Below are 13841 nucleotides of genomic sequence, written 5' to 3'. Positions count from 1 at the left end.
GTCTGAGGTCAGTCGTGTGGTGTTCCGTTCGGCAGCGGGACGGGCCCGTTTCCGATCAGGGCCCGTTGGCACCAGCTACCGATGCCGCAGCGCGGCATATGTGATCTATCTCATGATTCGATCGCACTCGTACGCGATGTACTGCCGCTCGAACAGCGCATAGACCTTACCGGTTCGGCGAGGTTGCTGCTTCATCATGCGTCGGCGAGTTCGCTGGTTTACCATGAGCAACCATCTGTTCGTTCGGCCCGGAGGGCGTCAACGCCGGGCGAATCCGCAATATCGATCAAGGGGTTGACTGGCGCATGGCCGTGGGTCGCATCAAGCGATTGCTCGCAGTAGCCGGGGCGGCCGGATGCCTGGGACTACTCGGGGGGCCGGCGCTCGCCCAAGCAAGCCCCGGCCGGGGCCCGGCGTCCGAACAGGGGCCGACCGGTAGCGGCGGGCTCGCCCCGTTCGGACCGGATGCGGGAGAACCCACCGACAGCGGTGGGCCGCTGGCGATCCCGGACTCCGGCGACCCGGCGGCACAACCCTCACCCGAAACCGTGCCCCCTGCCGGTCTCGGCACCGGGACGGGCAGTAGCGCCCCGGCCGATGATCCCTCCGTGGGAGATACGGGTACCGGCAGTAGCGGGCCGGATTCGGGGCAGGTCGCGCAGTGGCAGCGCCTGGGCATTCCGGGTCGCGCCACCGAAAGCGAATCGGTCGATACCGCCGAACCCGCGGAGATCGCTGCCCCGCAACCGGATCCGGCGCCGATCGCCGAACCGTTCGGACTGGGGACCGCTCTCGGCACGATTCTCGCCACCGGCTCGGCCGCGGTGGGCTCGGCCGCCGCACCGCTGGGCATCACCGGCTCCGCCGCTCTCGGCACCGGGTCGGCGGCGCTGGGTACGGGTTCGGCCGCGGTGGGTTCGGCCGGTGCCGGAGTAGGCGCGACCGGTTCGGCCGCTCTCGGAACGGGTTCGGCGGCGCTGGGTACGGGTTCGGCCGCGGTGGGTTCGGCCGGTGTCGGAGTGCTGGGTACGGGTTCGGCCGCGCTGGGTTCGGCCGGTATCGGAGTGCTGGGCACCGGTTCGGCCGGTCTCGGTTCCGCCGCGGTGGGTTCGGCGGCGACAGGTTCGGCCGCCGCGGGTTCGGCCGCCACCGGTTCGGCCGCGCTCGGTTCCGCCGGAGTGGGTTCGGCGGCACCGCTTCTCCTGTTGCTCCTGCCGGTACCCCCGGTACCGGCCCCGCCGGTCGGACCGCCGCTGGCCTTACCGGCGCCCGGTGCGGGTGGCGGCGCCGGTGCGCCGATCGTCGATGTCGCCGTACCGATTCCCGCGGCCGCGCCCCCGGCCGCCCCCGCCGTGCCCGCCCCCGGCGGCGCCGCGCCTGCGATCGTCGCCGCACCACCGAGTCACGCGGTGCGCCCGACGAACGCGGAGGGTCTGCTGCCCGAGCCCAAGGTGTTGTCGGTGATCGGCGGACTGATCGCGCTGGGCATCGCCGGCGGCGGTTCGGCCGTGATGAGCTACCAGAGTGCCGCCCAGGCGCAGGCCCGGGTCGATGCCGCGCGCGCCGAATTCTTCGGAACGGGTGCGTGATCGCGATGACACAGAGCCGGACTCAGAGCGCCCGGGCCTATCGCCGGGTCGCCGCCGCGGTCGATGCGGTCTGCGCGGTCGCCGCCGACGCGGACGCCACCACTCTGGAGGGGGTCGTCGAGGCGGTGGCCGCCGAGCGCGGCCGTCCGATCGAGATCGCCGACGCCGATCTCGGCCCCGGCGTCTGCGGACAGCGGCGCTACTACCCGAACAAGGACATCATCGTGCTGGCCAGTGCGCTGCCGAGCCGCGACCATACGCTGGCCCACGAACTGGGGCATATCGTCTTCGATCACGAAGGCGCACCTGCGCCCGAGGTGACACTCGAGGTGAGCGACGAGCTCATCGCGTACATGCTGAGTCAGCGTGCCCATCAGACCGCGCTCGAGGACGGTGAGGACGACCAGGCGGAATGGGAGGCCGAAACATTCGCCGCCATGCTGATGACGCGACTGCGCGTATTCAACAGCCGGGGCGCGGGCGTCTCGGTCCTTCGATTCGATGAGGCTCTGGGATGACGTTCTGGTTGACCGCCCTGATCGTCTGGATCGCCGCGGGTGCGCGAGTGGGGCGGGTACTCGTCAAACCCGCGACCACCGCGCGGGTGGCGATTGTCGCCGCCGTTTCGGCCGTCGCGCTGGCATGCACCGTGGCTGTTCCCGATATCGCACTGGCCATCGACAATCTGCTGCCCGGTGGGCTGCCGCCGGGGCGGCTCTCCGAGGGATTGGTGGTCTCCGCCTGGCTGCTCTTCACCGCGGCGACGTCGGTGGTCGCCTCGGCGGCCTGGCCGGTGGTCTCGCGCCGTAATCTGCGCCAGATCGCCGGGGGCATATACGGAACCGGGCTCTTCGCCGTCGCCGGAACGCTGAGTACCTCGTTCACCGCCGGTTGGGTGGTGGCCGGACTGGCCGGGATATTCATCGTGGTGACCGGTCTGCGCAATCTGAGCTGGACCGCGCTGGGTCGGGGCATCGCCGTCTATGTCACCGGCACCGTTCTGGTGGTGGTGCTGGCTGCCGGTGAGGTGTGGCGCGGTGTCACCGGCGCGATTCGGCCCGGCCCCGGCGAGCCCGGCTGGGCCTGGCCGTTCTGGCAGATCGCCGCGTTGCTCATCGCTTTCGGCGCGGTATGGATCGTGGTCGAGATGTGGGTGCGCGCTCGGCTGCTGCTGCGCCGGATACAGACTTTGCACAGGGTGTTGGTGAAGCGTTTCCCGGAGGTCGTCCAGGAGGAGACCGGGACGTCGACCCAGCTCAAGGCCTCGGACCGGGTGGCCCAGATCATGGATGCGCTGTATCTCCAGTCGGGCGGCGGTGTCGAGATCGCCACCGCCGGAGAGCCTCCCACCGATATATCGGCCCGGGCGCGGCGAGTGGCGCAGTGGGTGCGCAATCCACTCGGCCGGGCCGCGGTTGATTCGCGATGGATCGCCCCGCCGGAGGGGGTCAGCCCGCGCGGCTGGGTGCAGGCGATCGCCGCGGCATTCGAGGAAGAGCCCGAGCCCACCAAACGCGCTGAGGTCCCGGTTTCTTAGTTGCCCGGGGTATGCGGTAAGCCTGTTACGTCACTGTGATTATCCGTGGGAACGGAAGAGAATCATGCCGAGCGGTCGGTCTGGATTCTTCCGAACCGCAGATGTTCAGGCGTGGTGATACCTACGCCGAAGAATTCGTGCTGTTCCCGGGAAAGTGGTGCACGGATTTCTATCGCACAGGTGTAGGCGCGGTGTGACCTCGATCGAGGCCGCACCGCGCCCATGGCATCTCCGCTATTCGGTCCCGTCCGGAGGAATTTCGGGCAAGCCCTCACTTGCGCGCAGTTTCTCCGCCATGGAGGTGAGCAGATTCTGCGACTCCTCCGACAGGTCGAACGCTCGGCTGGACAGCCGACGCAGACCGTAACCCTGTAGCTGCGATAGGAGTTCCAGATCGTGGTCGATCTTCGCGGCGTAGATGTCGTTGAAGAAGTAGTCGGGCTTCACCTTGAAGAACTTCGCCAGCGCCGCAACCGTCTCATCGGAAGGATTCGTGCGCTGGCCCGACCGTAACTGCGACAGATACGGTTTGGAGATCGGATGACCGGATGCCGTCAGTGCTGCCGCTACCTCTGCATTGGTATGCGGCTTTCGCCCTGGGGGATGCACGGTTTCGAACAGCTTGTTCAGCCGCGCCGCGAAATCAGCCATTGTGAGCCGCCCAATTCCCTTCACTGTACTAACAGTCGTTATCTCGGATACCTATCATTGATATTAGCGGCTCAGTAACTGAAAACCTACGCCTGAATCAGGATTTCCTTGAAGCTTCCAGGCGCGTATCAGGGGAAGTGGACCGGGGTATCGCGTTTGCGGGTTGCCCGCACCGGACTTGTCGACCTCTGATACGGCCAGGTAGCCGCCCGTCGCGGGGGTCTTCCCGGGTGGGCGGTGAGTAGCCTCTGGATAGCTGGTATCCCTTCCATAGCCGTGCAGTATCCATTGTGTGGCGTACGACACGTCTACCCAAAGTTGAGATGAACGTTCAACCTACCGGGTCGAATTTGTGAAGGACACGGGGCCCGTGCAGGTCTGGTTGGTACCTGTACGGGCCCCGATGTGCTGTAGCAATAGGGAATTCGGCCGATCGACTACAGCCGTTCGATGATCGTTCCTGTCGCGAGTGCGCCACCGGCGCACATGAGAACCATTGCGACGTTCCGGTCGGAACGTTCGAGCTCGTGCAGTGCCGTGGTGATCAAGCGGGACCCGGTGGAGCCCACCGGATGACCGAGGGCGATCGCGCCGCCGTTCACGTTCACCCGGTCGAAATCGGGCTTGTGGACCTGGGCCCAGGACAATGCTACGGAAGCGAACGCCTCGTTGATCTCGAACAGATCGATATCGCCGATGCTCATTCCGGACCGCTCCAGCAGTCGGGTGCACGCCTGGACCGGGCCGTCGAGGTGGAACTCCGGCTCGGAGCCGACCAGGCACTGGGTCACCACCCGGGCCCGCGGCCGCAGACCCTCACGCTCGGCGGCCTTCTCGTCCATCAGCAGTACCGCCGCCGCACCGTCGGAGATCTGCGAAGACGTTCCGGCGGTGTGGATTCCGCCCTCGAGTACCGGCTTCAGTTTGGCGAGGCTCTCCGCGGAGGTCTCGCGCAGGCCCTGATCCCGGCCGACCTCCTGCTTCTCGCCGGTCGGGTTGCCCTCCTTGTCGACCACCGGTGCGGTGAGGGTGAGAACCTCGCGATCGAACCGGCCCTCGGCCCAGGCCTGCGCGGCCAGCCGCTGGGACCGGACGCCGAGCGCGTCCACATCCTCGCGAGTGATACCGCGCCGCTTGGCGATCCGCTCGGCCGCTTCGAACTGGTTGGGCATATCGATATCCCAGGAGGCGGGCCGGCGTGGGCCGGCCTGGTCTCCGACGTTGGCGCCCAGCGGGACCTGGCTCATGGCCTCGACACCGCAGGCGACACCGATATCGATGGCGTCGGCGGCGATCAGGCCGGCGATGAGGTGGTTGGCCTGCTGGGCCGAACCGCATTGGGCGTCGATGGTCGTCGCGCCCACCTGCCACGGCAGGCCCGCGGCGAGCCAGGCCGTGCGGGTGATGTTGTTGGACTGCGCGCCCGCCTGGGTGACGCAGCCGCCGATGATCTGTTCGACCTTGGCGGGGTCGAGGTGGGCGCGATCCAGCAGGCCGCGCTGGGCGAGGCCGAGGATCTCGGCGGCGTGCAGCCCGGACAGCCAGCCGTTGCGTTTGCCGATGGGGGTGCGAGCTGCCTCGACGATAACGGGTGTGCCCATCTTGAACCTTTCGTTTCGGACATAAAACTGTAACGTGTTCCGCACACGGCACGAGGCTGGTTCGGTCCGGTTTCTTTCCCCGTTCTCCGGCCTGTGCTTCAATGATTGTAGAACGTGTTTCAGTTTGTCGAAGGAGACATCTGGTGGTGGATACGCGCATGGCCCGGCCGAACCTGCCGGACGGGTTCGACGTCACGGACCCCGATATGTACGTGCAGCGGATTCCGGTCGAGGAGTTCGCCGAACTCCGGCGTACCGCGCCGATCTGGTGGCAGGAGAAGTCGCCGGAGGTCGGCGGATTCCACGACGACGGCTTCTGGGTCGTCACCAAGCACGCCGATATCAAGGAGGTGTCGCGGCGCAGCGATGTGTTCTCGACCTTCGAGAACACGGCGCTGCCGCGCTTCAACGACGATATCGAGCGTGAGCAGATCGAACTGCAGCGTTTCATCCTGCTGAACATGGACCCGCCCGAGCACACCCGGATGCGCAAGATCATCTCGCGCGGGTTCACTCCCCGGGCGATCAACTCGCTGCGGGAAGAGCTGTCCAAGCGCACCGAGGCCATCGTCAAGGCCGCTGCCGAGGCCGGGTCCGGTGACTTCGTCACCCAGATCGCCTGCGAACTGCCCCTGCAGGCGATCGCCGAACTGATCGGCGTCCCGCAGGAAGACCGGATGAAGGTGTTCACCTGGTCCAACGAGATGACCGGCTACGACGATCCGGAAATCGATGTGGATCCGGTGCAGGCCTCCACCGAACTGCTCGGATACGCCTACGCGATGGCCGAGGCCCGTAAGGCCTGTCCGGCCGACGATATCGTCACCACCCTGGTCGAGGCCGATATCGACGGTGAATCGCTCAAGTCCGAGGAATTCGGCTTCTTCGTGATGCTGCTGGCCGTCGCCGGTAACGAGACCACCCGCAACGCCATCACCCACGGCATGATCGCTTTCCTGGAGAACCCGGATCAGTGGGAGCTCTACAAGAAGGAACGCCCCAAGACCACGGCCGACGAGATCATCCGCTGGGCCAGCCCGATCACCACCTTCCAGCGCACCGCGCTCGCGGACACCGAACTGAACGGCGTCGAGATCAAGAAGGGCCAGCGGGTGCTGATGGTCTACCGGGCGGCGAACTTCGACGAGGATGTCTTCGAGAACCCGATGAAGTTCGACATCACGCGCGAGGACAACCAGCATGTGGCCTTCGGTGGTACCGGTGCGCACTACTGCATCGGCGCCAACCTGGCCAAACTGGAGATCGACCTTATCTTCAACGCGATCGCCGACCATATGCCCGATATCTCCAAGCTGGGTGACCCGAAGCGGTTGCGGTCGGGGTGGCTGAACGGCATCAAGGAGTTCCAGGTCGACTACAAGACCTGCCCGGTCACGGGTAAGACCGCGAGCTGACGGTGACATCCCGCCGGCGGCTCGGCCCCGGGTAGCGGGGGTCTGTTCCGAAGTGACAGGCGGGGTGGCGGTGCGCAAAGCGCCGCCACCCCGCCTGTTTCGCTGTTCCAGGGCTGTCGGCGTCGGCGCGCGAGATACTCGTACCGCCCGGCCGCCGCGTCGGCGGGTCGAGCTGCCCGCTGGCGGCGGACGTCATGTCAGGTGATCGAATTCTCCGGATACCCAGCGAATGTGACGCTCGGCGGAGCGGTGGACAACCTCTTTCGCATTGTGATCGATGGTGTCGCCGCCGAGGGTGTACAGGCGGTCGTAGGAGTAGGGATCGATACGGGCGACGATGCGCCGCACCACCGCCGCGGACATGGGCACATGCCGCGGGAAGTTCCGCTGGAACGACACCCAGTCGGGCACGAGAGTGCCGGCGATGGAGTCGCCCGACAGCAGTGTGCCGTCCGCGGTGAGCGCTACGGAACTGCCCTTCATATGCCCGCCGACTTCGATCAGGGTGATCCCGGGTAGCGGTGTCTCGGTTCCGGTCCAGTACCGGATGACCGGGTCGTGCCGGGCGATCCACTCCTTGTCGCCGGCATTGACCAGGACGGGCACCCCGCCGAACCGGTGGCTCCAGCTGACCTGCGCCGCGAACATATGTGGATGGCTCGTGGCCACGGCGGCGACACCGCCGAGCCCTTCGACCATTCCGGCCACCACGGGATCCATGTAGGCGGGTGGGTCCCACAGGAGGTTTCCGTCGGGAGTCCGGACCACGAAAGACCAGTGACCGATCGCCAATCGGGGTTCGCGGCGCAGGCTGTGGACTCCCCGGCCGTGGTCACGGTGGTGGGTGGTGTGCGACTGCCGGGCCAGTTCGGCGTGCGTGGTCCAGCTGCCGTGGGGGCCGAGGTCGCCTCGCTCCTCGATCGACACCTCCGCGCTCGCGAGAACGCAACCCGTGTCCGGCGGAGCGGGGGAGTCGTCGTGTTCGAGCCCGCACCCGTCGCAGATCCAGATGGTCATATCAGCGATGCTGCGACCTGAACCTCGGTTGAGGTCAAGGCCCCGGGTCCGATACCGCCCCGGAGGCAGGATCGCGATATCCGGATCGATCAGGGCCGAGCCCGATACGGCGTGCGGTGGTGTCACGATCGTGTGCGAATACGGGTCTGCCCGGCACACCGAACAGTGTGCCGGGCAGACCCGTGGACGAGGCGTGAAGCGGCCGCACCGGGAGGGAAACCGGCCGGCCGCCGCTCGGGTGGCCGGTACGACCTCAGGTGGCCGGTGCGGCCGTCGCCATGGCCCGGTCCACTTCCCAGAAGGCGCGCAGGGCGAGGATCTTGCCCGCATCGTCGACCTTGTAGGTGAACACGCCTTCCGCGTCGATCCGGTGGCCACCGACAATGCTGCGGATGGTGCCGGTGAAGGCGACTTCGGCGCCGCAGGCGAACGAGTCACCGAAAAGGAAATCGATGGAGTCGGTGGCGGCGATCGCCTTGTCCCAGAACGCTCCGATGGCCGCCGGGCCACGGTGTCCGTTGCCTTCGGGATCGAATCCGGACGGGCCGATGGGATCCTCCACGATGCCGTCCGCGGCGAACAGGGCGAGCCAGGCGTCCTTGTCGCGGGCGCGGACCGCGGCCTGGGAGGCCAGCCCGGCCGCGCGGGCGGGATGTTCCTCGCTGCTCATAGGGGTTCCTCTCGACAGGTCCGTGGGTGCCGCGTGAACGCGGCGGCACCCACGGAATGTCAGTTGATCGGGTTCTGGATGTGCTCGTCGGCGAACTTGCGCAGCGCGTCCTTCTTCGCCTCGATATCACCGTCGAAACCGATACCCGCGGCCAGCCAGGGGATCACGATCGCGTCGGTGACACCGGCGTCGTACTGCTCCTGGTAGCCGTCGCGACCGAACCTGTCGATACAGACCGCCTGGATCTCGAACGGCTCGTCGGCCCGCCCGAACTCCGCCCGCAGCTCGCCCAGCCGGGCGATGGTGCTCTGTAGATCCTCGAACTTCATCATCGCCGAGGTCCAGCCGTCCCCGACCTTGGCCGCGCGCTTCAGCGCGACCTCGGTGTGGCCACCGATATAGAACGGGACCGGTTCGCTCGGCGCCGGGCTCATCTGCAGTTCGTCGAAATCGAAGAATTCGCCGTGGTACTCGGCCATCCCGCCGGCCAGTACCAGCTTGATGACCTCGATCATCTCGTCGACCCGGGCGCCGCGGCGCGCGTAGGGCACACCGCACCATTCGAATTCCTCCGGCGCCCAGCCGATCCCCACACCGAAGCCGAACCGGTTGTTCGACAGGTTCGCCACCGACCCGACCTGGCGGGCGAGCAGCAGCGGATTACGCGAACCGAGTTTGAGGACGTTGGTGTAGAAGCGCAACCGAGTGGTCACCGCGGCCATGGCGGTCGCGGCGATCAGCGGATCCACCCACGGGGTCTCCGGACCCCAGAAGCGGCTGCCGTCGGGGGTGTACGGATACTTCGCCGCCTGGGACTTCATATAGAACAGCGAATCCGGCAGGGCGATGGAGGTGAACCCCACCTCCTCGGCGGTCCGGGCGAGTTCGGGCAGCTGCTCCAGCGGGCTCAGCGCGATCCCGAGACTGAATTGCAGAGTCATCGGCGTTCCGATCCGACGACCCACATCGAGAAGTATTGCGAACCACCGCCGTACGCGTGGCCCACAGCCTTGCGCGCGTTCTCGACCTGGTAGTCGCCGGCCCTGCCCATGACCTGTTTGGCCGCCTCGGCGAACCGGATCATGCCCGAGGCGCCGATCGGGTTGGACGAGAGCACGCCGCCCGACGGGTTCACCGGCAGCGTGCCGCCGATCTCGGTCTCACCCTTGTCGGTGAGTTTCCAGCCGTCGCCGGGGGCGGCGAAACCGAGGTTCTCCAGCCACATCGGTTCGAACCACGAGAACGGTACGTAGATCTCGGCGGCGTCGATCTCGGCCAGCGGGTCGGTGATCCCGGCCTGCGCCCACAGTGCTTTGGCCGCTTCCTGGCCGGCCTGCGGATTCACCTGGTCGCGGCCGGCGTAGGCCAGCGGTTCGGTACGCATCGCGGTGGCGTGGATCCAGCCGACCTTCTTGCCGGACGCCTCCATCGCGGTCGCCGACTGCTCGCCACCGATGACCACGGCGCAGGCGCCGTCGGAGGAGGGGCAGGTCTCGTCGAAGCGGATGGGGTCCCACAGGACCTGGGAGGCCAGGACCTCTTCCATGGTCTTATCACCCTGCTGGAGGTGCGCGTACGGGTTCTTCGCCCCGTTGCGGCGATCCTTGGCCGCGACCATCGCACCCACGTGCAGCGGCGCGTTGGCACGCCGGATGTAGGAGCGGACATGCGGTGCGAAGTAGCCGCCCGCGCCCGCGCCGACCGGCATGGTGAACGGCACCGGAATCGACAGCGCCCACATGGCGTTCGATTCCGACTGCTTCTCCCAGGCGATCGCGAGCACCCGCTCGTGTACGCCGCCCTGCACCATATTCGCGGCCACATTGGCGGTGGACCCGCCGACCGACCCGGCCGTGTGCACGCGCAGCAGCGGCTTACCGGGGGCGCCCAGCGCATCGGCCATGTACAGCTCGGGCATCATCATGCCCTCGAACATGTCCGGCGCCTTGCCGATGACGATGGCGTCGATATCGGCCATGGTCAGTTCGGCATCGGCCAGGGCGCGGTCGATGGCCTCGCGGCACATCCCGGCCATGGTGACATCGCCGCGTTTGGCGACGTGATGGGTCTGTCCGGTGCCCAGCACCGCGGCGGGGAAACTCATCGGCGGGCCTCCGAATCCAGGACGGTCACAAGGTTCTGCTGCAGCGCCGGACCGCTGGTGGCATGCGCCAGGGTGCGGCCGGCGTCGCCCGCCATGATGGGCAGCGCGGCATAGCCGATGCGCTCCAGCCCGGTGGCGAACATGGGGTTGGCGGCCAGCGCGCCGCCGGACGGGTTGACCTTCGTCTCCGGTTTCAGTCCGAGGGCCTCGGTCAGGATGAGCTGCTGGTGGCTGAACGGCGCGTGCAGTTCGGCGATATCGATACCGCTGGTGTCGCCCTCGGTGACCGCCCGACCCGCGGCCGCCGCCGAGGGGGAGACGGTGAGATCGCGGGCGCCCAGCACGCTGGAATCGATACGATGCGACATCCCGGTGATCCAGGCGGGCCGTTCGGTCAGCTCGCGGGCGCGGTCGCCCACGGCCAGCACGATGGCGGCCGCGCCGTCGGTGATCGGCGCGCAGTCGTGGGCCCGTAGCGGATCGGCGACGTAGTCGCCCGCGAGCAGCTCGTCGACGGAGGTGCCGTCGAGGGTGTGCGCGGCCGAGACCGCCGCCATATCGCGTTCGGTCCAGCGGCCGGCGTCGAGACCGGCGCGGGCCTGCAGACCGGCGATGGCCAGCGAATCCGGCCACAGCGGAGTGACCAGGTACGGGTCGAGCTGGGTGCTCAGCACCTGACGCAGGGTGCTCGCCGACGATTTACCGAAGCCGTACACCAGGGCGGTTTCGGCCTGCCCGGAACGCAGTTTCACCCACGCCTCGTACAGGGCCCAGGCGGCGTCCATCTCCACATGGGATTCGTTGATCGGCGGCACCGCGCCGATCGAGTCGATCGCGGAGATGAACGAGAAGGACCGCCCGGCCAGGTAGTCCGACGATCCGGAACACCAGAAGCCGATATCGGACTTGGTGATGCCGAGCTGGTCGTAGAGCTGCTGGAAGCAGGGCACCAGCATCTCCACACCGTTGGTGGTGCCGTAGGTCTCCGAGACATGCGGTGCGTGCGCGAAGCCGACGACGGCGATCTCGGTGGCGTTGTCGATGGAACGCTCGGTGATGGTCACGCGGGGAGCCCTCTCACAGGTGATGCTTGTAGGTGTCGTAGTCGGCATCCGGCTCGCCGGTCGGCTCGAAATGGTCGATATTGGCCATGGTGAAGTCCCACTCCTCGCGGGGCTTCCAGACCACCTTGACCCGCATACCCATCCGCACTTCGCTCGCGTCCGTGCCGAGCACCAGGTGCAGGAACGGGATATCCGCGCCGTCGAGCAGCACATACGCCGCCACATAGGGCGGTTTGATCCGCTGCCCGAGGAACGGCACGTTCACGATGCAGAAGGTGGTGACCGTGGCGGTTTCGGCCAGTTCGACCGTTTCCGCGGTGGACCGCCCGGTCATGGGGTCGACGCCACGCGGCGGGAAGTACACCTTGCTGTCGGCGTCGGCCCGGGCGCCGATGAGCTTGCCCTCTTTCAGGCCGCGCAGGAAGGTGCTCTCCTCGGGGGAGGCGGTGTGTTTGTAGTCCATCCCGATCGGCGTGACGATCCCGCTGACCGGTTCCGCGTCCGCGGCCGGCGCCGGTTCGGCCGTCGGCGTCTCGCCGGGCTCGAAGCAGACGATGTCGTGGATGGTGCCGGTGAGTTCGGCGGCCCAGCGGGCGGTCACGCGCAAACCGGTGCTGATCTGCTCCGGGCTCTGCACGTCGACCGCGTGCAGCAGCGCCGTATCGGCGCCGTCGAGCTGGATCAGCGCGTAGGCGAACGGCCGGTCGAACGGCTGGCCCGGAAGCGGATCGCGGACCCAGGTCCACGATTTCACCGTGCCGACGGAGGCGACCTCGACGAACTCCGAGAGCGGTTCGGAGGTCACCGGGTCGAATTCGGCCGGTGGTACGAGTACCCGGCCGTCCGAACCTCGGTTACCGAAGACGCGTCGCTCGCGCAGGCCGGTAAGGAACTTGCCGATGATGGGTCCCACGGAGCGCGTGTAGTCGAACTCCATCCGCAGGGGCGCACTGAGCACATCGCTCGGTTTCAGTCCCGGCGGGCGTTCCTGCGTAATTACCGTGGGTGCAGTATTCCCCTGAGTCACGATATCGAGTAGAACAGGTTCTTATTCTGCTGGCAAGCAGTAGGCCGGAAAGGGGTCGGATGTGAAGTTCGGATTGCAGCTCGGATATTGGAGCGCGGGGCCGCCGGAACACGCCGCCGAAGTGGTCGTGGCAGCCGAGGAGGCGGGGTTCGACGCGGTGTTCGCCGCCGAGTCCTGGGGGTCGGACGCCTTCACGCCGCTGGCCTGGTGGGGGTCGGCGACCGAGCGGGTGCGGCTGGGCACCTCCGTGGTGCAGCTGTCCGCGCGGACCCCCACCGCCACCGCCATGCACGCACTCACCCTCGACCATCTCAGCGGCGGACGGGCGATCCTCGGGCTCGGCGTCTCGGGTCCGCAGGTGGTGGAGGGCTGGTACGGACAGCCGTTTGCCAAACCGTTGCAGCGCACCCGCGAGTACGTCGATATCGTGCGCAAGGTTCTGGCCCGGCAGGGTCCGGTGACCAACGACGGCCCGAACTACCCGCTGCCCTTCAACGGCCCCGGCGCCACCGGTCTGGGTAAACCGCTCAAGCCGATAACCCACCCGCTGCGTGCCGATCTGCCGATCTGGCTGGGCGCCGAGGGTCCGAAGAATGTCGCGCTGACCGCCGAGATCGCCGACGGCTGGCTGGCCATCTACTACACGCCGCGGATGGCGGACGTGTACAACGAATGGCTCGACGAGGGTTTCGCGCGCCCCGGTGCCCGGCGTTCGCGGGAAGACTTCGAAATCGCCGCCACCGCGCAGGTGATCATCACCGACGACGTGGCCGCGGAGATCGAGCGGATGCGCTGGATCACCTCGCTCTACATCGGCGGCATGGGTGCGCCGGAGCTGAACTTCCACGCCCAGGTCTACCGGCGGATGGGTTACGAGAAGGAGGTCGACGAGATCGGAAACCTCTTCCAGGCCGGCAAGAAAGCCGAAGCCGCGGCCGCCGTCCCGGACGAACTGGTCCTCGAGACGGCGATCATCGGCAACGAGGCACAGGTGCGCGAGCAGATCGGGGTCTGGGAGGCATCCGGGGTCACGATGCTGCTGGTCTCGGTGCCCGATGTGGAGCAGTTGAAGCGGCTGGCGCCGCTGGTCGGCACCCTGTGAACTTGTTCCAGAAATAACCGCTGCCCGCAGCCGCCGGGGTGCTTGCGGCCGTTGTCCGGTCACG

The 13841-nt window shown here is 67.3% G+C and carries 13 protein-coding genes; 5 read left to right on the top strand and 8 right to left on the bottom strand.

Annotated features, from left to right (window positions below):
* Window positions 1–305: 305 nt before the first annotated feature.
* From ACWEWT_RS34030 to ACWEWT_RS34020, 3 genes are read left to right on the top strand one after another with little or no spacing between them, the layout of a single operon-like run.
* Entirely contained in the window at window positions 306–1589 is a 1284-nt protein-coding gene (locus ACWEWT_RS34030; RefSeq protein WP_452564954.1) for a hypothetical protein, read from the top strand.
* A gap of 5 nt (window positions 1590–1594) precedes the next feature.
* On the top strand, window positions 1595–2107 hold the full coding sequence (locus ACWEWT_RS34025) for an ImmA/IrrE family metallo-endopeptidase (RefSeq protein ID WP_452564953.1): 513 nt from the start codon (window positions 1595–1597) through the stop codon (window positions 2105–2107).
* Window positions 2104–3126, top strand: coding sequence for a hypothetical protein (locus ACWEWT_RS34020; protein ID WP_452564952.1), 1023 nt, complete (start codon window positions 2104–2106; stop codon window positions 3124–3126). The genes ACWEWT_RS34025 and ACWEWT_RS34020 overlap by 4 nt, the downstream gene beginning before the upstream one ends.
* A 234-nt stretch (window positions 3127–3360) precedes the next feature.
* On the opposite strand, the gene ACWEWT_RS34015 is transcribed toward ACWEWT_RS34020, so the two are convergent.
* Entirely contained in the window at window positions 3361–3777 is a 417-nt protein-coding gene (locus ACWEWT_RS34015) for a helix-turn-helix domain-containing protein (RefSeq protein WP_011207048.1), read from the bottom strand.
* A gap of 437 nt (window positions 3778–4214) precedes the next feature.
* Window positions 4215–5378: a steroid 3-ketoacyl-CoA thiolase gene (locus ACWEWT_RS34010; protein WP_452564951.1), complete on the bottom strand. Its 1164-nt coding sequence runs from the start codon at window positions 5376–5378 to the stop codon at window positions 4215–4217.
* A 158-nt stretch (window positions 5379–5536) separates the two neighbouring features.
* On the opposite strand from ACWEWT_RS34010, the gene ACWEWT_RS34005 reads away from it, so the two are divergent.
* The gene (locus tag ACWEWT_RS34005; protein ID WP_452564958.1) at window positions 5537–6793 is read left to right on the top strand and encodes a cytochrome P450; all 1257 of its coding nucleotides are present in this window, start codon (window positions 5537–5539) and stop codon (window positions 6791–6793) included.
* Between the two features lie 192 nt (window positions 6794–6985).
* Here ACWEWT_RS34005 and ACWEWT_RS34000 read toward each other — a convergent pair whose 3' ends face one another.
* From ACWEWT_RS34000 to ACWEWT_RS33975, 6 genes are all read right to left on the bottom strand, one after another.
* Window positions 6986–7810, bottom strand: coding sequence for a hydrolase (locus ACWEWT_RS34000; protein WP_452564950.1), 825 nt, complete (start codon window positions 7808–7810; stop codon window positions 6986–6988).
* 253 nt (window positions 7811–8063) lie between these two features.
* Entirely contained in the window at window positions 8064–8480 is a 417-nt protein-coding gene (locus ACWEWT_RS33995) for a nuclear transport factor 2 family protein (protein ID WP_452564949.1), read from the bottom strand.
* A gap of 59 nt (window positions 8481–8539) precedes the next feature.
* Window positions 8540–9415 (bottom strand): TIGR03619 family F420-dependent LLM class oxidoreductase, encoded by an 876-nt coding sequence (locus ACWEWT_RS33990; protein WP_452564957.1) that lies wholly within the window; start codon window positions 9413–9415, stop codon window positions 8540–8542.
* 2 nt (window positions 9416–9417) lie between these two features.
* The gene (locus ACWEWT_RS33985; protein ID WP_452564948.1) at window positions 9418–10584 is read right to left on the bottom strand and encodes a thiolase domain-containing protein; all 1167 of its coding nucleotides are present in this window, start codon (window positions 10582–10584) and stop codon (window positions 9418–9420) included.
* Window positions 10581–11648 carry a thiolase domain-containing protein gene (locus ACWEWT_RS33980; RefSeq protein WP_452564947.1) on the bottom strand — a complete coding sequence of 356 codons (1068 nt, stop codon included), beginning with the start codon at window positions 11646–11648 and terminating at the stop codon, window positions 10581–10583. The genes ACWEWT_RS33985 and ACWEWT_RS33980 overlap by 4 nt, the downstream gene beginning before the upstream one ends.
* 13 nt (window positions 11649–11661) lie before the next feature.
* Window positions 11662–12675: a Zn-ribbon domain-containing OB-fold protein gene (locus ACWEWT_RS33975; RefSeq protein WP_452564946.1), complete on the bottom strand. Its 1014-nt coding sequence runs from the start codon at window positions 12673–12675 to the stop codon at window positions 11662–11664.
* Window positions 12676–12736: 61 nt separating this feature from the next.
* Between ACWEWT_RS33975 and ACWEWT_RS33970 the strand changes: the two genes are divergently transcribed.
* Window positions 12737–13777 carry an LLM class F420-dependent oxidoreductase gene (locus ACWEWT_RS33970; protein WP_452564945.1) on the top strand — a complete coding sequence of 347 codons (1041 nt, stop codon included), beginning with the start codon at window positions 12737–12739 and terminating at the stop codon, window positions 13775–13777.
* The last annotated feature ends 64 nt before the right edge of the window (window positions 13778–13841 follow it).

The sequence above is a fragment of the Nocardia sp. NPDC003963 genome, assembly GCF_053605105.1.
The sequence above is the reverse complement of the archived record's forward strand: the minus strand, read 5'-3'. Positions and strand labels throughout refer to the sequence as shown.